Source organism: Alistipes onderdonkii, from assembly GCF_025145285.1.
Lineage (GTDB): Bacteria > Bacteroidota > Bacteroidia > Bacteroidales > Rikenellaceae > Alistipes > Alistipes onderdonkii.
Genome location: NZ_CP102251.1, coordinates 1,004,052 through 1,024,798, shown reverse-complemented (window position 1 = coordinate 1,024,798; position 20,747 = coordinate 1,004,052). Strand labels below are relative to the sequence as shown.

General features: G+C 57.0%; 11 protein-coding genes. 8 read left to right on the top strand and 3 right to left on the bottom strand.

The genetic code is table 11. The annotated features are described in order from the left end of the window. Positions 1-23 precede the first annotated feature (23 nt). Complete coding sequence (locus NQ559_RS04385; protein WP_033395474.1) at positions 24-3,284, top strand: glycosyl hydrolase; 3,261 nt, start codon at positions 24-26, stop codon at positions 3,282-3,284. A gap of 127 nt (positions 3,285-3,411) precedes the next feature. On the opposite strand, the gene NQ559_RS04380 is transcribed toward NQ559_RS04385, so the two are convergent. Then, positions 3,412-3,822: a hypothetical protein gene (locus tag NQ559_RS04380; RefSeq protein WP_018697467.1), complete on the bottom strand. Its 411-nt coding sequence runs from the start codon at positions 3,820-3,822 to the stop codon at positions 3,412-3,414. Positions 3,823-3,834: 12 nt separating this feature from the next. Beyond that, positions 3,835-6,654, bottom strand: coding sequence for a M6 family metalloprotease domain-containing protein (locus NQ559_RS04375; RefSeq protein WP_083923904.1), 2,820 nt, complete (start codon positions 6,652-6,654; stop codon positions 3,835-3,837). Between the two features lie 549 nt (positions 6,655-7,203). Here NQ559_RS04375 and NQ559_RS04370 point away from each other — a divergent pair. Genes NQ559_RS04370 through NQ559_RS04355 form a run of 4 tightly spaced genes read left to right on the top strand, consistent with a single transcriptional unit; the run spans position 7,204 to position 14,309 of the window. Further along, positions 7,204-10,356 carry a SusC/RagA family TonB-linked outer membrane protein gene (locus NQ559_RS04370; RefSeq protein WP_018697466.1) on the top strand — a complete coding sequence of 1,051 codons (3,153 nt, stop codon included), beginning with the start codon at positions 7,204-7,206 and terminating at the stop codon, positions 10,354-10,356. Positions 10,357-10,381: 25 nt separating this feature from the next. Continuing rightward, on the top strand, positions 10,382-12,325 hold the full coding sequence (locus tag NQ559_RS04365; protein ID WP_026318672.1) for a RagB/SusD family nutrient uptake outer membrane protein: 1,944 nt from the start codon (positions 10,382-10,384) through the stop codon (positions 12,323-12,325). Positions 12,326-12,351: 26 nt separating this feature from the next. Next, complete coding sequence (locus NQ559_RS04360) at positions 12,352-13,578, top strand: DUF4959 domain-containing protein (RefSeq protein WP_018697464.1); 1,227 nt, start codon at positions 12,352-12,354, stop codon at positions 13,576-13,578. 44 nt (positions 13,579-13,622) lie between these two features. Beyond that, positions 13,623-14,309: a DUF4998 domain-containing protein gene (locus tag NQ559_RS04355; protein WP_026318671.1), complete on the top strand. Its 687-nt coding sequence runs from the start codon at positions 13,623-13,625 to the stop codon at positions 14,307-14,309. Between the two features lie 277 nt (positions 14,310-14,586). Here the strand turns inward: NQ559_RS04355 and NQ559_RS04350 are convergent, their stop codons facing one another. Beyond that, a complete protein-coding gene (locus NQ559_RS04350; protein ID WP_026318670.1) occupies positions 14,587-16,530 on the bottom strand; it encodes a glycoside hydrolase family 97 protein in 1,944 nt (647 codons plus the stop codon). 250 nt (positions 16,531-16,780) lie between these two features. Between NQ559_RS04350 and NQ559_RS04345 the strand changes: the two genes are divergently transcribed. The 3 genes from NQ559_RS04345 (at position 16,781) to NQ559_RS04335 (ending at position 20,742) form a co-directional block, all read left to right on the top strand. Then, the gene (locus NQ559_RS04345; RefSeq protein ID WP_033395471.1) at positions 16,781-19,588 is read left to right on the top strand and encodes an alpha-L-rhamnosidase; all 2,808 of its coding nucleotides are present in this window, start codon (positions 16,781-16,783) and stop codon (positions 19,586-19,588) included. 240 nt (positions 19,589-19,828) lie between these two features. Further along, positions 19,829-20,023, top strand: a complete 195-nt coding sequence (locus tag NQ559_RS04340; RefSeq protein ID WP_018697459.1) for a hypothetical protein — start codon at positions 19,829-19,831, stop codon at positions 20,021-20,023. Further along, positions 20,005-20,742, top strand: coding sequence for an AraC family transcriptional regulator (locus tag NQ559_RS04335; RefSeq protein WP_018697458.1), 738 nt, complete (start codon positions 20,005-20,007; stop codon positions 20,740-20,742). The genes NQ559_RS04340 and NQ559_RS04335 overlap by 19 nt, the downstream gene beginning before the upstream one ends. Positions 20,743-20,747: the final 5 nt, after the last annotated feature.

Below are 20,747 nucleotides of genomic sequence, written 5' to 3'. Positions count from 1 at the left end.
GTTGTTTGCTAATACCCGGACTTATGAGAATCATCTATAAAACCTGCTTTTTATTGCTCTCCGTCATGGCCGCCCGCGCGGCCTTCGGCCAGGTGGCGGCCGTGCCCGATGCGGAAGAGCTGCGCCGTCCCTTCGGGGCGGACGATATTTCCAATTTCCGGACGCCGCCCCGGATCAACTATCCTCAGACGTGGTTCCATTTCATCGGCGGCAACGTATCGGCCGAGGGAATTACCGAAGACCTCGAGGCGATTGCCGGAGCGGGGATTTCGGGCGTGCAGCTGTTCCACGGGCAGTTCGGCGGCCCGTGGCCGGGCGTCGAACCCCAGATCACGGCGCTGAGCCCGATGTGGGACGACGTGGTGAAGCATGCCGCAAAAGAGGCGCACCGGCTGGGGCTGCGCTTTACGATGCAGAACTGCTCGGGATGGGCGACCTCGGGCGGCCCGTGGATCGAACCGTCGAATGCGATGCGCCATCTGGCCTGGAGCCGCACGGATGCTTCGGCAGGGGACAGGGGCGTGGTGCTGCCCCTTCCGCAGACGGGGCGGGAGGCATGGCGCGATTACCGCGACATTGCCGTGCTGGCCTTTCCCACGCCGCTGGACGATACCGGCGATTTCCTGAAGCCCCTCTCGGCCGAAGGGAACCGCGACCTGCCGTGGAAGGAGGTGCTCTCCGGTACGAACCGCAGCCCGGTGCACCTGCCGCCGTGCGGCGACGGCGAACCCGTGCGGATCGAGGTCACGTTCCCCGAGGCAGTCACGATCCGCACCATCGAACTGCCGAGCATGAACAGCATCAACCATCCCCGCTGTTACGAGCCTGGCATCACCCTCAGCGTCGAAGCCATAGCCCCTAACGGGCATGCCACGCGGGTCATGCACGGTGCGGTGCCCTCGGCCAATTCGCAGGATAATACCCCGGTCTCGTTCGCCTGTGCCGACGGCGGTGCAACCGCCAGGTACCGTATTACGATCGAAAACAAATACGACATGACGCTCTGGTCGCTCAAACTGTATACGGCAGCCCGGAAAAACTGCTGGGAGTCCGAGGCGGGATGGACGCTCCGCAACCTGGAGCGGGCGAACGCCCACCCGCAGCAGAACCCTGCCGCATATGTTGCCCGGGATCGGATCGTGGATATCACGGATGCGATGCGCGAAGACGGTACGCTGGAGTGGACGGTGCCCGAGGGGCGCTGGACGATCCTGCGCATCGGCCATGTCAATACCGGCCGGCGGAATTCACCGGCCCCTCCCGAAGGAACCGGGTGGGAGTGCAATAAATTGTCGCCCGACGGGGCCCGGGCGCAGTTCGCCGGCTACATCGGACGCCTGCACGACGGCCCTTTGTCCGGCGGGCTGCTCGATGGCATGCTGCTCGACAGCTGGGAATGCGAGACCCAGACCTGGACGGACGATATGGAGGCCGAGTTCGCCGGGCGTAACGACTATGCGCTGCGCAGCTGGCTTCCGGCCGTCATGGGCTTCGTGGTCGACGACCAGGAGACCACGGCGCGGTTCCTGCGCGACTGGCGTGCGACGATTTCGAAACTTTTTTCCGAGAATTTCTACGGGACGATGGCTGCGCTCGCCCGGGAGAAGGGCCTGACTATTTCGTATGAAACGGCCGCCGGCGACGTTTTCCCGGCCGACATCCTCGAATATTACAAATATGCCGATGTCCCGATGTGCGAATTCTGGCAGCCTTTCACCGACGGCTTCGTCGGGTCGCTGAATTTCAAGCCCATAAAACCGGCCGCTTCGGCCGCCCGTTTCTACGGCAAGCCGCGGGTTTCGGCCGAAGCCTTTACCTCGTTCACCCATACGTGGGACGAACAGTGGAGTATGCTCAAGGAGGTCGCCAATACCAACCTGGCCGAGGGCGTCACGCACCTCATATACCATACCTATACGCATAACCCGCAACGACCGTTCCTGCCTCCCGGGACATCGTTCGGCGGGCCGGGTATCGGCACCCCTTTCCTGCGCGGGCAGACCTGGTGGAAACACATGCCCGTCATCAACGATTATTTCGCCCGTTGCAGCTATATGATGGAGCGGGGGCGCCCCGTTTCCGACATCATCTGGTATCTGGGTGACGAACTGAGCCCCAAGCCCGACCAGGATCCCGCCTTCCTGCAAGGCTACAAATACGACTATTGCAATCCCGATATCCTGATGAACCGCCTCCGCGTGGAGGAGGGAATGTTCGTGACGCCCGATGGTATCCGTTACAGCGTGCTGTGGCTGCCCGACAACTGCCGGATGCTGCCCGCAACACTCGAGAAGATCCTCGCCTTCGTCCGGGCAGGCGCCACCGTTATCGGCGAGGCCCCCGAGGGGTTGGCGACGCTCAGCGGCGGGATGCAGGCGCAACGGCGTTTCGACAAAGCCGTAAAGGCGATTTGGGGAAGGCGTACCGCAGGCGTGCGGAAAGTCGGCAGGGGTCGTGTGATTTCGGGGCTGGCGATTCCTGAGGCGCTCGCTGCCGCCGGCATAACGCCCGACGTCCGGGGCGATGTGCTTTGGGCGCACCGCCGTACGGAAGGGGCGGACTGGTATTTCGTGTGTCCTCCGAAAGGTGCGGGCTTCGCCGGAACGCTGGATTTCCGTTGCAGCGGCATCGTCGAAGTGTGGGATCCCGCGACGGGCGGCAGAACGCGGGCACAGGCCGTCGCCTGCGGGAATCGCACCCGCGTGTCGCTCGAACTGCCGCAGTCAGGGTCGTGCTACGTCGTATTCCGGAGGGATGTCCCGGAGTCCGATCTGCCGCAGCCGCACGTCGCCGCGGGGGCGCAAGCCGCCGCGATCCCCCTGCGGGATTGGACGCTTCGTTTCCCGGCGGGTTGGGGTGCCCCCGAAAGGCTGGAACTGTCGGAACTGAAGCCCTGGAAAGACCTCGGCCTGTCCGAAGAGGGGCGGGCGTTCTCCGGCACGGCGGTTTACGAAACGACGTTCGAAGCCCGGGAGCCGGGTGCCACATATACGCTCGACCTGGGGCGTGTCGGGATGATTGCGGCGGTGACGGTGAACGGCCGCCCTGTGCAGACGCTTTGGGCGCCGCCTTACCGTACGGACATCAGCGATTATGTCCGTCCCGGAACCAATGCGGTTGTGGTCGAAGTGACCGGGAGCTGGTTCAACAGGCTGGTCTACGATGCGGCGCAGAAGCCCGCGGCACGCAAAACCTGGGTGATCCGCTGGCCCTTGGCCGATGAACCGCTGCGGGAAAGCGGACTTCTCGGGCCTGTGCATATAAATGTCGGAAAGGAATTGTAACCAGTGCTTTGTGCAATTTTGGGCGTGGCGCGAGCCGGCCGATTGTGCGGAAATATCTGACAATATAATGGAAAGGTTCCGGCAGCTATGGCTGCCGGAACCTTTTTTCCGTATTTGCCGGGGAGGGTTATTCGAGCCGAATGATGAGGCCTGTATTTTTCGTTTCGTCCCATAGCCAGACCTTGCCCTGAGATATTTTCAGGACTAAGGCTTGCAATTCCTGCGAGGGGATACTCGATATTCCCTGTGTTTCCACCGTCACCTTGACGTATCGGTCGACCACGGGGGCCGTTTCCAGCATGCACGCCATGAAACGGCTTTGGGAGGTATTCTGTATCCGGAAACTGTGCCGGCTGGTGTTGTAGGCGTATTGGTAGAGGTCGTTGTCGTAGATGAACAGGCTGTTTTCGTTTTCGTATACACCCGGCACATCCTTTTGTAACAGGGCGTACGAATGGCCCGATTTGTCGGTGTCGCTCTTGCTGCAGGCCGTAACCACGGCGAAGAGCATGGTGAGGATGAGGATTCTTCTGAGCATGGCCGTCTCTTTTTATTTCGTGATTTCCAATTCTTTGATTAATACGTCGGTCGTGCCGTCATCGAACGTGACCTCGGCACGCAACTCGCAGGTGCCGGGTTCTGCGAATACGTGTTCGTCCCCGTCGAGCGTCGTGCCGTTCAGTTTCCAGGTGATTGTGTAGTCGTCGCAGGCGATGTTCGAGACGACCAGCGGTGCGGCCTCCCCGACGGCAAACCTTTTTTTGTCGAGGGCGATTACGGCATACTTCGATGTTAGAGGCTTCGTCGAGAATACAAACTCGACGGGCGTGGCTTCCTCGCTGTCGGAGGATGAGATGCTCCCTTCGTACTCTGTGTCGGGTTGTAGCCCTCTGATATAGAGCGAGGTCTCGGTCTGCGCGGGTGCCGAGGCGTAATCCTCGCCTCCTTTCTGCCGCCAGCTTACCAGCCATCGGTAGTCGGGGTTGTAGCCCGGCCAGGATAATTTCACTTCCCGCTGGTAGGGAATGATGTCGACCATGTCGGAACTCATTTTCACATGAACCCGGCACTCGCCGTATACCTCGGGGTTTTGTACCGAGGTCGCCGTGATGACGGCATTGCCCGTGGCAAGCGCCTTTAGTTTCCCGGTCGCATCGACCGATACGACGGCCTCGTCGCTGCTCTCCCAGGTCACTTTGCGGTTGGCGACTTCGAGGGGCCGGACGTTTGCATGCAGGGTCATTTCATCACCCACGGCCAGTTCGATCTCGGGTTCGTCGAATCCGACGCTTTCCACGGGAACGTCGACCTCTTCGTGCAGGACGATCGAGATTACCCAATTGACCCCAAGGTCGTTCGACAGGTACCAGGTCTTGCCATTGTCGGTCGAGATAAGGCCGCCCTTGCCGTCAACCTGCGGGCCGCCGTCGGCCGTCGAAGGCCAGTCCGCGGCAGAATGCAGCAGGTAGCCCGTCTTGAGGCTTCGGCCCGCTTCGATGACGATATTTTCGGCCGAGAGGTCTATGGTCGTCACGCCATTCGCGACGATATTTTCCATGGGTTTGCAGTATACGATCTGGTCATCGACGAAGACGTACAGGTCGGCGACATTGTTGTCTCCGCCCAACTGGATATTTACTTTCCGGAGGGTCTGTCCCACATACGGGGAGAGATCGCTGCTGTCCCAGCCCGCCGCCCGGATCTGTCCCGGGACGAAAAATATGCCTTGCAGGTTTTGTCCCGTATGCCATTTGAGCTCCGTCCCGCCGGCCTCCTCGACTGCCTGCAAAGTGATTTCGCAGGTATTGTCACCCTGCATTACTTCTACGTATCCGGAGTATATCAGGTAGCCTTCCTTGTCCGCTTCGATCCGGTATTTGCCTGTGGGTATCTCTGCAAACAGGCATATCCCGCTCAGTCCCGTGTCTCCGGTTATTTTCTTTCCGGAGGCTACCAGGCTCCGGGTGACCATGACCGATTGACGCTCGACCTCGTCGACGGGCGTGAGGCTGATGTAGGTGTTGGTTTGCAATTTCCCTGCGCTGTTTTTTACTGTCACGCTGAGCGATGCCGCGTCGGATTTCTTCACCGTGAAAGTGATGTTGCCGTCGGCTTGCTGCCGGATGTCGTCGATTTCGATCCCGACCGGAAGCCCGGCCCAGGTCTTGAATTCCGCATGAGTCTGTGAACTGAGCTTTGTGACCTGCCGGGTGCCCGGGAAATACATGCCGGCGCGGTAGGATGACGGGTTGTTGTCGTTGTCCGCCTCTATCAGCTCGTGGCAGGGGTGTGAAGGCGAGCCGTTCGGGGCGTTCATGCCCCACATGCCCATGGCGGTATTCGAGTGTGTGCCGCTGCCGTCCGACCAGGTCACGATGTTTTGGGAGCGGTCGATGTGCCACACCAGCATTCCCCCGTATTTGAAATAGGAGTCCCACGGGGTGATGTCGCCGCTGTTGCTCCGGTTTTCGAAGAGGAAATATTCGTCCGGGTTGTTGGTCTTCAGCAGCAACCCCTTGTTTTTAGCCAGCGGTTCGAGCGTATATTCGCCCTCCCGGTCGATCACCTCGTAGTCGAGCCAGCCGAGCATCAATCGCTCCATGGCGTTGAAGTTGACCGGGATGATCCCGCCGTTGAACGTTCCGTCACAGTAGATCGAGAAGCGTCCCAGGCGGCCCGAATAATCGTCCGTGAGCCCTAACGTATGTCCGAATTCATGGAGGAAGGTGGTATAACCGCCCCGGATCGTTTCGGACGCCATCTCTTGCGAGATCGCATAACTGTCGACCAGCTTTCCATCGAGCACCAGGCCGCCACCGGCTACGCCCGACGCATGCGGCCACGGGGTGGGAATCGTGGTATCGTTGGGCCCCGAGTAGAAGAGGTATACGTTGTCGACTTTGTTGTCGTTGTTGTAGTCGAACTGGGAGAAGTCTATGCCGTGCAGTTCCTTGGCCATCTTGCACGCTTCGATGACCATCTTGCCTACGTCGCCGTCGTTTCCCTCGCCGGGCTGGGGCTTCCCTCCGTAATATCCCATGGATTTCGACAGCGTGAGGGGGCCTACGACGATGAATTCAGGGCTGAATTTCCCGCCGGAGTTGTCGATCAGGAACTGCCGCGCGCTGCCTGCGCAGCCGAGGCCCGTATAGTTCTCGCCGTTGAGCATCCGGTCGTACTCTTCATTGGCGTTGGGTGTGTAAAACGGCCTCTCTTTCGTTTCCACGAGCAGGATGAGCCGTTTGGCGTTCCCTTGCCAGACCACCTGGTTGATGGTCGGTTCCCAGGGGACGGCGGGGCATGTCTGCCCGATGCCGAGGAAAAATAGCAGCAGGACGAGGATTCTGCCTGTCAAGTCGATGATTTTCATGTTGGTTGATAGTTTGGGTGAATCTGAAATGAGGTGGGACGATAAATCGTCATGCCGTCGGGGGAATCCGACGGCTGTCCGGCAGCGCTCCGTTGGTCTGAGGCAAATTTAGAGGCTAAATCCATTATGGATAGCATAGAATTTGGGATTAACTTATAGTAAATTGATATTCGCGCGCCTTTTTAAAATATCATTTTCTTATTCATTACGATCATTTGACCTGCGTGGCCGCCGGGCATTTGGATTTAATTTTGTATACAACAACCAACTACTTTAAAATCAGATGCCTATGACCTATTACCTATTATAATAAGCTTTGTTCCCGGAAGCGTTCCCGGTTGTGTCTGTCTGTTTTACAACTAACCTATTTAATTACTAACCCTTATCAATGTTATGTTTAAAAATCGCATTTATGGTGAAAGGTTTACGAATATTGGTATGATTTTCCGCCCGGCAGATTGTGCCTGGGGCAAACGGGCACTCCTATTGCTTGCCTCGTTCGCTTTTGGCCTGACCGCTGCGTTCGCGGCCGCCACCCCGTTTGAAAAAATGTCTGCAAACCCGCTTCCCGACATTTCCGGTGCGGGTTTCGCAAATGCACCTTCCCCGCAAAAGGGGTTTCCCATTTCGGGCTCGGTCGTGGATGAAGACGGCAACCCGGTTTCTGGTGTGACCGTTGTCGAGAAGGCGAACCCGGCCAACGGCACCGTTTCGAACAGTAACGGTGAGTTTTCGATCCATGTTCCCGACCAGAATTCCGTGCTCGCATTCTCGTTCCTGGGCTACGAACCCCAGGAACTGGTCGTCGGAGACCGCCGTATCCTTTCCATTATGCTCAAAACGGCTGCACAGGAGATGGAGGATGTCGTGGTTGTAGGCTTCGGCACCCAGAAGAAGGAGAGTCTCGTCAGTGCCATCGCCACGGTCAAGCCTTCGGAGCTGAAAGGCCCGACGAGCAACCTTACGACGATGATCGGCGGTCAGGTCGCCGGTATGATCTCCTATCAGCGCAGCGGTGAACCCGGGCAGGACAATGCCGAGTTCTTCATTCGTGGCGTAGGTTCGTTCGGTGCCGGTAAGGTCAATCCGCTGATCCTGATCGACGGCATCGAATCGTCATCGACCGACCTGGCCCGTCTCCAGCCGGACGACATCGCCGACTTCTCGGTGCTGAAGGATGCAACGGCCTCGGCGGTTTACGGTGCCCGGGGTGCCAACGGCGTGGTGCTGGTCAATACCAAGAGCGGCCGCGAGGGGAAGACGCAGTTCAACTTCCGCGCCGAGAACTCCATTTCGACCAATACCCGCAATTTCCGTTTCGCCGACAACATTACCTACATGCAACTGGCCAACGAGGCCGTGCTGACGCGTAACCCGCAGTCGCCGCTGACCTATTCGAAGGATAAGATCGAACATACCCGCCGTGGGGACAACCCGGTGCTCTACCCGAACAACGACTGGATCGACCAGCTGATCAAACCCTCGACCATGAACCAGCGGTTCAATGCGAATATCTCGGGCGGCGGGCGTGTCGCACGCTTCTACCTGGCCGGTACGTTCAACATCGACAACGGTGTGTTGCGGAACGACAACGGAAACGATTTCAAGAATAACATCAGCCTGAAGAACTATTCGATCCGTTCGAATACGGATTTGCAGCTGACCAAAACCACGGTGGCGACAGTGCGCGTCTATGCGCAGTTCGACGACTATCACGGCCCGATCGGCGGAGGTGAAAAAATCTTCAATTCAGCCATGGCCGCCAACCCGGTGGCCTTCCCGGCCGTCTATCCGCAGAGCTATTCGCCGACGACCACGCACCCGATGTTCGGCAGCGCGCTGACCCCCAATTCGACGGGCCAGCTTTACACGAACCCCTATGCGCAGATGGTTTCGGGCTACCAGGTTAACAATGCCTCGACCATCAATGCCCAGATCGAGTTCAAGCAGGACTTCGGGTTCTGGGTGCCCGGACTTACGGCACGCGCCATGGGATATACCCAGCGGTACTCCTTCTTCTCGACTACCCGCCAGTACAATCCTTTCTATTACAAGGCAGACCTCACGTCGCAGGGCGTCGTGCTGACCCCGTTCAACGATGGCGGGAACGCTTCGATCGGGACGCCGGGTACCGAATACCTCAATTACAACGAAGGCGAAAAGAAGGTCAGCACGGCCTATTACGGCGAAGCCGTCATCAATTACGACCGCACCTTCGCCGACAAGCACCAGGTGACGGGTATGCTCATCGGGACGATCCGCCATTCGATTGTCGGTAATGCCGGCACGCTCGAAGGGTCGCTGCCGTCGCGCAACCTGGGGCTCTCGGGGCGTTTCACTTACGGCTTCGACTCCCGCTACCTGCTGGAGTTTAACTTCGGTTACAACGGCTCCGAGCGTTTTTCGAGCAACAAGCGGTGGGGTTTCTTCCCCTCGATCGGCGGCGGTTGGGTCGTCTCCAACGAAAAATTCTTCGCCCCGCTCAAGAAGGTCATCTCCGACATGAAACTGCGTGTTTCCTACGGTTTGATCGGTAACGACCAGATCGGCGATGTGAACGACCGTTTCTTCTACCTTTCGAACGTGAACCTGAACCAGACGGGCGACCGCTCGCAGGTCTTCGGCGAGAACTTCCTCTACGGGCGTCCCGGTGTGGAAACGACGCGTTACGCTAATTACGACATCGGCTGGGAAGAGTCGCGCCAGTTGAACCTCGGTTTGGATATGAAGATCGGTGGTGTGAATATCATCGTCGAGCCTTACTGGCAGGAACGTTCCAACATCCTGCTGGATCGCACCTATATTCCTGCGACGATGGGTTTGTCGGCGAAGGTGAAAGCCAATACGGGCAAGGCCAAGTCGCACGGCGTCGATGTGTCGGTCGATTACAACAAGTTCTTCCGGAGCGGCCTTTGGACGACGCTGCGCGGGAATTTTACCTATGCTACCAACGAGATCACAGTGTATGACGAGCCCAATTATCCCGCCAACGAATACTACCGTTCGCGCTTGGGCTATCCCTTCGCCCAGACCTGGGGCTACGTGGCCGAACGCCTTTTCGTCGATGACGAGGAGGTTGCCAACTCGCCGTCGCAGAAATTCGGGGATATCCCGGTGGCTGCCGGTGACATCAAGTACCGTGACATCAACGGCGACGGGCAGATCACGGAGGCCGACAAGATTCCCATCGGTTTCCCCACGACACCCGAGATCAACTATGGTTTCGGCGGTACGATCGGCTACAAGAATTTTGACCTGAGCCTTTTCTTCCAGGGATCCGCCCGTTCATCGATCTTCATCGATGCCGGGGCCATTTCGCCGTTCGTGATGAAGACCGATCAGCCCGGCAATCAGAACGGCCTGCTGCGCGTGGTCGCGAACGACCACTGGTCGGAGGACAACCGTAACCTTTACGCTTTCTGGCCGCGTCTGAGCGACCGCGCCAACGAGAACAACACGCAGGTCTCGACATGGTGGATGCGTAACGGCGCGATGTTGCGCCTCAAGTCTCTGGAACTCGGTTACAACCTGCCGGAAAAGGCCGCCCGCAAGATCGGTATGACCAAGCTGCGCGTCTATGTGAACGCATCGAACCTCTTTGTCATCAGCAATTTCAAGTTGTGGGATCCCGAAATGGGCGCCAACGGCCTGGGATACCCGTTGCAACGCGTATTCAATATCGGCCTTTCTATCGGATTATAAATGGGAATTTAAAACTGAGCGAACTATGAAAAAATACAAGTTTCCCGTTTGGAGGAAAATAAAGATCGGAGGCTGGGTCGCATGCTGCGCTTTGTTGTCCGCATCGTGCAACAGCTTCCTGGATATCGTACCCGACAATGTCGCCGTCATCGACCATGCCTTTTCGAATGCGATGGAGGCGGAGAAATACCTGTTTACGTGTTACTCTTACTTGCCGGGCACCGGTGAGCCGTCGGGCAATATCGGCATGACGGCCGGCGATGAGATATGGCTGAATATGCCTAACCACGTGCCTTCGCCCGCCTGGGATTATATCGCCAAGGGCGTGCGCAGTGCCGACAGGTCGCAGCCGGACTGGTGGAAGGGTAGCGATTATGCCTTTTCGCTGTTCATGGGGATCCGTGACTGCAATACATTCCTCGAAAACATCGAGGATACCTCGAAGGTGGCCGACCTGACGGTGGACAAGCGTGCACGCTGGATCGCCGAGGCCAAGTTCCTGAAAGCCTATTATCATTACTATCTGCTGCGCACGTACGGCCCGATCCCGATCGTCGACAAAAACCTGCCGGTGTCGGCATCGCCCGAGGCGGTGCAGGTGAAGCGCCAGCCGTTCGACGATTGCGTGAAGTATATCGTCGGCCTGCTCGACGAATGTAACCCGGGCCTGCCCGCCGTGATATCCAACCGGCAGTCCGAGCTGGGACGCATCACCAAGCCGATCAACCGGGCGGTTAAGGCGCAGGTGTTGTTGCTGGCGGCCAGTCCGCTCTTCAACGGCAACAGCGATTTCTCCAATTTCCGGGATAACGACGGCGTACTGCTTTTCAATTCCGAATACGATGCCGGCAAGTGGGCTTTGGCGGCAGATGCCGCGAAGGAGGCGATCGAAAGCGCCGAAGGTGCAGGGCACGAGCTCTTCTATTACGATGACGCCCCGTTCGAAATCTCCGAGACGACTAAGACCCAGTTGAGCATTCGCCAGGCAGTGTGCGAACGGTGGAACGACGAGGTTGTATGGGGACGTTCCGGTGGCCGCGGCCGCGCCGGGGCAATGCTCCAGCAGGGATGTATGCCGCTGCTCGACGCCGGGATGAACATCAATACCGTACGCGGTTGTGTGGCGCCGACCCTGGCCGTCGTCAAGGAGTTTTATTCGAAGAACGGTGTGCCCATCGACGAGGACAAGACGCTCGACTTTTCGGAAATCAACGAGCTGCGCGTGGCGACGGCCGACGAGCGGTATAATTTCCAGGAGGGGTATACGTCGGCGCGTATCAACTTCGACCGTGAGAACCGCTTCTATGCCGACATCGGGTTCGACGGGGGAAAATGGATCATGGAGTATCATCCCTCGCGTTCAGACGTCGATACATACGTGTTGCAGGCCAAGAAAGGGCAACTGGGAGCCGGACAAGTGCAGGGGGCGACCTCTTCGACCGGTTATTTCACCAAAAAACTCGTCCACTGGGAGTCGGGTTTCGGTAATACGACAACCGGGGTAGTGGAATATGCATGGCCGGAAATCCGCCTTGCGGAGGTCTACCTGATGTACGTCGAGGCGCTCAACGAGGCCGAAGGCCCCGTTTCGGACGTACACCACTACCTGAACGAGATCCGGAAGCGAGCCGGGTTGGGTACGGTCGAGGATTCGTGGAAGAAGTATTCCAAGAACCCGGCCAAGCCCGATACCAAGGAGGGCATGCGTGAGATCATCCGGCGCGAGCGGCTGATCGAACTGGCGCTCGAAGGTCACCGTTACTGGGACATATTGCGTTGGAAACTTGCGCCCGATTATTTCAATCAGCCGATCTCGGGGTGGGACGTTTCGCAGTCCGATGCGGCGGCATACTACCAGGTGAGGACGATTTACAACCGGTCGTTCGTGGCACCGCGTGATTATTTCAATCCGATTCCGAACAGCGAAATGAATGTGAACAGCAACCTGGTTCAGAATCCGGGGTGGTAATTGTCTGGGAAAATCGATTAAACAGTATGAAAACGAATATCTTTGGAATTATACTTTTGGCAATCCTGTTTATGGGTTGCAAGGAAGACCGGCTGGAACCGATGGGGCACGACTCGACCCCTCCCGGCCAGGTTTCCAACGTCGGGGTCGAGAGCCTGCCGGGCAAGGTAAAACTGACCTATACATTGCCCGGAGACCCGAATTTGCTCTATGTCAAGGCGGTGTACCGGCTCAACTCGGGCGCGATGCGCGAGATCAAGGCCTCGTATTACACCAATACGATGACTCTGGACGGTTTTGGGGACACGAATGTCCACGACGTGCAGGTCTATGCGGTCAACCGAAGCGAGGTCGCCTCTGACCCGGTGACCGTACAGGTGCAGCCGCAGGAGAACCCGATCTGGGACGTGCGGCGGAGCATGGTCGTGTCGAACGATTTTTCGGGTGTCCATGTCAAGGCCGAGAATCCGGCGCGGGAGACCGTCGCCATCGAGATTATGCGTAAGGATTCGCTCGGCAACTGGCAGAACGTCGAGGGTTACGAGACGAGCAGCCCTACTATCGAATTCGCCAAACGCGGGCTGGATACGCTGGAATACGAATTCCGGTTTACGGTGCGCGACCGTTTCCTGAATTACACCGATACGCTTTACACCACGGTCAAGCCCCTCTTCGAACGGATGCTCGACAAGTCCAAGTTCAAGGCCTATAACCTGCCGGGCGATGCGACGGCCGAGCAGCCCGGGTGGCTGGAGATGGATCGTATGTGGAACAACATTTACACCTACACCAACCATGAACGCTGGCTGATTGCCACGCCGATCGGGGAGAATGCGGGCAAACCCCAGATCAGTACGTTCGATATCGGCACGCCCTCCAGGCTGAGCCGTCTTACGCTCTTCAATTGGGGATATGAAATGTCGTACGGCAGCGGTGCGGGTGATCGTCTATTCTATACGGGCGAGCATATGCGGCGCTTCGAGATATGGGGTACGATGAGCCCCGACCCGGACGGTAGCCTCGACAGCTGGATCAAGCTGGCGACCTTCGAAAACAAAAAACCCTCGCAGCTGCCCTATGGGCAGCAGTCGCAGGAGGATTTCGATACGGCGGTCGCCGGGTTCGATTTCCTCTTCCCGGTCAGCGAGGACATTCCGAAAGTCCGGTATGTGCGAATCCGGAACCTGGAAAGCTGGGACGGCACGACGAAATTCGGCATCGAGGAGATCGACCTCTTCGGCGACCCGAGGTGAAATCCCAATGAAACCGGTAATTATTATCTAACAATGTGATTGACATGAAAAAGAATACTGTGATATCCGTTTTGCTGTCGGGCTGCATCGCATGCGGGATGTTGGCCTGCACGGATATGGATGAATACAAGAAGATCTCCGGCGACGAGGAGATCGTCTATCCCGGTAAAATCGAGGAGGCGATCGTGTATACCGGTGACGGACGGGTCGTCGTGGAGGGACTCTGCAAATCGGATCCCAAGATCGTGAGCTGCCGTGTTTACTGGGGGCTCGGCAGCGAATATGTCGAAGTGCCGGTGGATATGTCCGGCGGCCCGTTCCGGGTTCGGCGGGAAATCGCACTGCCTGAAAATTCCTACAATTTCGACATCTACACTTATGATGCCGAGGGCAACCGCTCCATTCCGGTCAATGTGACGGGTAAAAGTTACGGCGAACAATACAAGGCATCGCTCACGAACCGCCTGGTAAAGTCGTTTACCCTACAGGACGGTCAGGCCGTCATCGAATGGTGGGATATCGACGCGACGCAGGGCCCCTATGCGACCGAGGTGGTATATACCGACAAGCAGCATGCCGTCGTGGAAAAACTGGTTCCCGTCGAGGAGAAAAAGACGGTGCTCGAGGATTACGACATGGCTACGGCTGTGGAATATACTACGCTCTACAGGCCCGATACGCTATGCGTGGATGTCTTCAGGTCTGTGCCCGATCGGGTGAAGCTGGAATAGGCTTCTTTCGCCGGGCCTCCGGATGCCGGCCGCGGATTCCCCGCGGCCGGCTTTTTTGATCGCTGCACAGCCGTTTGCCGAGCCGGGGTTCCGGCCCGTATCCATTGTGAAGGTTCGTGCTGGTTGACGTTCGTTTGCGTGTGTCGGCTCCGGTTTGCTTCCGGATGCACCTGTTTGCAGGCATGTGCCGGTTTGCGCAGTTCGTACCGGGGGGGCGGAAAAAATTATCCCCGGGAGCATTCAAAACTCCCGGGGATGAACAAGCCGGGCGGGAGGATTACTCGATCACCGCCGCCCAGCCGCCGTTGCGGGCTATCTTCAGGGTGGCTTTCCCTGTGCTGTCGACCCTGCGCTGCGTTTTGCGGTAATCCATCGCCTGCCGGAATGCGTTGATTCCGTCTTCGAAGCCGGTCATCGTATAGTTTTTGCCCGGCGTGAGGAAGTCGAGCGGAATTTCGAGTTCGATTCCCTCGTTGCTGCCGTTTATGGCGCCGACATACCATTTGTCGCCTTTCCGTTTGGCGACGACGGCAAATTTTCCGGCGACGGCTTTCAGTGCTCGGGTTTCATCCCATGTGACGGGTACCCGGCTGATGAACCGCGTACATTCATCGTTGCGGTAATAGAGGGTCGGGTTGTCGGCCAGCATCTGCAATCCGGTCTCGAACAAGACGAAGAGTGCCATCTGGTAGGCGCGCGTGCCGATGCTGGCTGCATTGGGCCGGTTGCCGCAGTACGATTCGGGCTGCATGCTGAGCATGGCGCCGGGCGTATAGTCCATCGGGCCGACGGCGTTGCGGATGAACGGGAACCAGACCGAATTGGCCGGGGTGCAGCCGCCCATGTTCTCCATGCCCCGTACGCCTTCGTAGGCCAGCATATTCGGGTATTTGTATTCCAGCCCGGCGGGTTTGAACGAGCCGTGGAACGCGACGACCATCTTGTGCCGGGCCGCTTCGGCCGCCACCCGTTCGTAGTAGTTGACCATCCACTGGTCGCTGCGATCCATGAAGTCGATCTTCACGCCTTTGACGCCCCATTTGCTCAGTTCTTCGAACATTTCGAAATGGTTTTCGACGACGAGCCATGTCATCCACAGGATGATGCCCACGCCTTTCTCCCTGCCGTAACGGATAAGTTCGTGCACGTCGACGGCCGGGTTGGGGGTGTAGGGGTCGCGGGTGCTGCGGGCCCAGCCTTCGTCCATGATGATGTACGGGATGCCGTACTCGGCGGCGAAGTCGATGTAGTATTTGTAAGTCGCCGTGTTGAATCCGGCGACGAAATCCACGTCGGGGCCGTAGGGCGATGCGGCGTTCCAGAATTCCCAGCTGACCTGCCCGGGCTCGATCCACGAGGTATCGGCGATGGCCTGCTGTTCGGCGAGGCGTGCGGTCATCGTATTCTCGATGAGCTGTCCGTCGTCTTTCGCAATGACGAAATAGCGCCAGGGAAATGCCCGCGTGCCTTTTGTACGGGCGATGTAATCGGCTTCCTGCAGGATGCGCATGCTCCTGTCGCCCGACTCTTCATAGGCCAGGGGAACCTTCGGGAAGGTGCCCTTCATGCCGTTGGCGCCGTCCCCTTCGAGGAACATGCAGGGGTAGTCGGACAGCGCCGATTCGCTCAGCAGGAGTTTGTAGCCCTGCCGAGTGTCGATAAGCACAGGCAGGACGGACATCGGATCGCCCGGTTTCCACCCGTTGGTCTCGATGAGGCTGTACGGCTCTTCATAAGCGGTCTTGAAACCGCCCGGCTGCTGCACCACTGCGGTGTAGTCATTCGGGAAGCGGATGGCCACCTTTTCGGAAAGCACCTCGATGTCGTGCCCGAGGGCGGTGACGAAGCGGTATGCCATGCCGTCGTCGTAGGCACGGAATTCCACGGCCCAGCCACCCCGGAAGTCGAGGCGGAGCATGTTGCACCGGTCGCGGATCTCTTCGAACTTGAATGCCACGACGGGGCGGAAGGTACGGTTTACAGGGCTTGCCTTATGACCGGTGAGGTGCGGCTTCTCGCCCAAGGTGCCCTCCCGCAGGCAAAGCGCCAGCGAACTGTCCGTCAGGAGCGGCTTGCCGCCTCCGTAAACCGAATAACGTATTTGTTCCCCGATGTCGACGGTGACGGAGACCTCCCCGGACGGAGATTTTAATTCGAAGGATTTTGCCGCCATGGCATTCGCCCACAGCACCCCGATCATTACGATAACGATTCTTCGCATAGTTAGTTTTATTGGTTTGGGTTATTGTGCTACAAATGTGCCTTTTAATTGCGGATTGCAGCCTGTGGGATTTGATTTTTCGGCATGGCATTCTGATCGGACTGCGGACATGAAACGCCGCATTGTTCCCGATGTGCCGATAATGTCAATTTGCCATGTTGTTAGAACAATTTTTATTACGGGCGGGGGCATACGTTATTGTAATTTCGTAACATAAGAACGAGCGGCGAATAACCTAAAATGATATTGTATGGACTATTGGAAAAGATTGTTCTTCACCCTTGCATTTCTCCTTCCGGTCGCATTGCCCGGGATGTCTGCTGTTACCCGAGACGTGAAACTGCTGGGCCTGACATGTAATTATGTGGAAGAGCCCATCGGTATGGGAGACAAGAAGCCTCTGCTGGGCTGGCGTATCGATACCGACCGGGCCGGATACCTCCAGGGATCTTACAGGGTATTGGTCGCTTCGGACAAGGCGTTGTTGGACGCGGATTGCGGCGATATATGGGACTCGGGGATTGTTGCGGATGGTAAAAGCCAGCATGTGAAATTTGCAGGAACCCCGCTGTTGCCCTGTTGCGATTACTATTGGAAAGTGAAGGTATGGGATGTGTCCGGCCTCGAATCGGATTGGAGCCCCGTTGCATCGTGGAGAACCGGACTGTTCGAGGAATTCGACTGGGAAGGGGAATGGGTTTCGTCCAAATTCGCAGAACTGCTTCCGCACCGCAGGTATAAATCGAACCGGCGGGTCGAGCATGAAAATTGGTTTATGGAGGACAGCGCTGCCGTGTATATGCGCCGGGAGGTGGAGATACCGGTGCCGGTTCGCAAGGCGACTGCATTCATATGCGGCCTGGGGTATTACGAATTGTATATCAATGGCCGCAAAGTCGGCGACAGGGTGATGGATCCGTTGTTTACCGATTACGATAAAAGGGTCGTGTATGCGACCTACGATGTGACGGATTACTTTTCAACCGGAAGCAATGCCTTTGGTATCCTGTTGGGGAACGGCTGGTACAGCCTGCCGACACGGGATGTTTTCGGGATGCACGATGCGAATTGGCATACGCCGCCGAAAGTCCGGCTCAATGTCGTCGTCGAATACGAATCGGGAGCGCGCGACGTGATCGTGACGGATAGGACGTGGAAATGGGGGCATGGTGAAATCGTCTATAACAGCGTCCGCTCGGGGGAAACGATCGACCATACCAAGTCCGTGCACGGTTGGAACGAACCGGGTTTCTGCGATAGCCTGTGGCGCAATGTCTGCCATGTCCCCGCGCCTCTGGGTAAATTGACGGCGGATCCGATGCCTCCGATGCGTGTGGTGAAGGAACTGAAACCCGTGGGGATTACGGAAACGGGCCCCGGTGTCTATCTGGTGGATTTCGGTGAAAACCTTACCGGCTGGGTCGAAACGCGTGTACGGGGCAGCAGGGGGCAGACCGTGGAGCTCCAGTTCAACGAAGTGCTTAAAGCCGACGGCTCCCTGGATACGCAGAACAGTACATGGCATACGCGCGGGCGCTATCAGACCGAGTTGCTGATACTGGGCGGCGACGGAGAGGAAACATTCGAACCCCGGTTCACCTACCACGGATTCCGGTATATGCAGGTTCGGGGACTTGACTATAAGCCGGCCCCGGAAGATTTTACGGCCAAATGCGTCCATACCGATTTGCAGCGCGCAGGGAATTTCAGTTGTTCCATGGATAAACTGAATGATCTCAATGCTGCGGTTTGCCGCACGCTGCTCAATGCCGTCCATGGCATCCCCGGCGAGGAACCTACCCGGGAAAAGATGGGCTGGACGCTCGATGCTGCGGTCGTCATGGAATCTTACCTGTATAATTTCGACGCGCTCAATACGTATAAAAAGGCCCTTCGGGATTTTCAGGATTCCCAGTCCCCGGCGGGGCATATTCCGTCGACAGTGCCGTCGGTGGGGTGGGGATATGTCCATGAAGACGGAAGCCTCGATTATTGGGACGATCCGTGGTGGGGCGGATCCATATTTTTGTTGGCCGATAAATTATACCTTTACACCGGGGATGCCGGCGTGCTGGAGTCTGCGTTTCCCTCACTCAAAGCATATGTGGATTTTTTAAGCTCGACGGCCGAGGATCATATCATCTCGTGGTCTTTGGGGGATTGGCTCGATCTCAATCCCGATCCCAACAGCCAGGCTTCGAATCTGACGCCTGTCGCGCAGACATCGACTGCCGGCTATTATTGGATGAGCCGGAAGCTGGCCGATTATGCGCAAATCCTCGGTTATGACAAGAGGTTGTTGGAGCATTACAGGGAACTCGCCGACAGCATAAAGGATAAATTCAACCGTGAGTTTCTCGATTATGAAACCGGAATCTATGCGGAAAATTCGCAGACGGCACAAGCACTGCCATTGGCGCTCGGGCTGGTTCCCGATGAAATGGAAGAGAAAGTCCGGCAACGGTTGCTCGATGCGATAGATATGAGAAACGGACATATTAGCGCCGGGTTTATCGGCGGTAATTTTACGATGGACTACCTGCCCGGCAACGGATATTTCGACGTGGCTTATAAAATGCTGACCCAACCCGAAAGCCCCGGCTGGCTCCATATGGTACGGAGTTCCAAGAGCACGATGTCCGAATCCATAAACCTGAACGGGCCGGGTAGCGGCCACCATCCCTACGGTGCATATATCGGTTTTTGGCTCTATAAATATCTCGGGGGAATCCGGGCCGATGAAGACAAGCCGGGTTTCCGGGAATTTATCATAGAACCGGGATTGGGCTCCGGGCTCGAAGAAGCCTGTACATCCTATCATTCGCTCTACGGGGAGATCGTATCGGCATGGAAAAAACGGGGCGATCGAATAACCCTGACGATCCGGGTTCCGGCTAACTCTGTGGCCGAACTGATTCTTCCGTCGGAAATGATCGGGGGGAACCTCCGGGTGAATAATACCCGTATTCGGAATATTCCGGCAATTTCGCTGATCACGGTCGGCAATGGCAAAACGCATTATTCGGTAGGGTCGGGAACCTATGAATTCAGGTTCTGACAATCCGATTTGTCAAACAGGAAATAGCAGTCGATGACGTATTCGGCTGCTATTTTTTTATGCGGCTTTTATCTGTCTCGGAGCGGCGGCCCTATTATAACTGTATTATCTGAAATGAGCGGGGTCTGGCTTTTGCAAAAGATTCTGTTATTTCAGATAGCTCACTATTCTGAAAAAATGTTTACCTTTATCTGGAATTTTAACATTTTAAATCGGGATCTGCGATAAAAATATACGGATATGTCGCAACAACAGGCATCGTTCAAATACATGGTATGCAGTGACCAGGATAAGTCCTGGGGAATAACCGTTGACAACGTCGGGGAGTACTATATCGAACCCGATTACAGCTTTTACCCCCCCCCTCAGCAGGACATCCTGCTGATTACTACTTTAATACGCGAAATGGACGCGTGTTGGACAATTACCAACTGATTTACATATCGAAAGGGCGGGGCTGGTACCACGAGTCGCCGGAAAAGCGCGTCGAGATCAAAGGCGGAACCATGCTCATCATTCCGCCCTATACGTGGCACAGCTATTACCCCGACAAGAAGAGCGGCTGGCAGGAATATTGGATCGGTTTCCGCGGGGCGCATATCGACAGCCGTTATAACAACGGCTTTTTCGTCCGTAACAAGGTCATCCATCCTATCGGTTTCCGGGAGCACATTATCGACCGGTATAAGGAGGCGCTGGAGATCGCCTTCAAGGAAAAGACCGGCTGCCAGCAGGTGCTGGCGTCGATTGCGAACAGTATCCTGGCCTACGTGATCTACTACGACAGCAACGATTACTCTTCCAACGATGCGGTGGCCGAGAAAATCGACCAGGCCCGCAGCATTATGCGCGAGAATATGCTGACCGACATCACGCCCGAGCAGGTGGCCGACAAGATCAACATGAGTTATTCGTGGTTTCGCAAGACATTCAAGGAGTATACCAACGTCTCGCCTGCGCATTATATCACCCAGCTGAAGCTGCAAAAGGCAAAGTTGATGTTACTGAACTCACCCCTGAGCATCAAGGAGATCGCGTTTTACCTCAAGTACGAGGATGCGGCCTATTTTTCAGCGATCTTCAGGAAATACGTCGGATGCCCGCCGTCCGAATACCGGGTCGCGTGCTGCGACGTGCCGTCCGGCTCCGAGTAATTCCG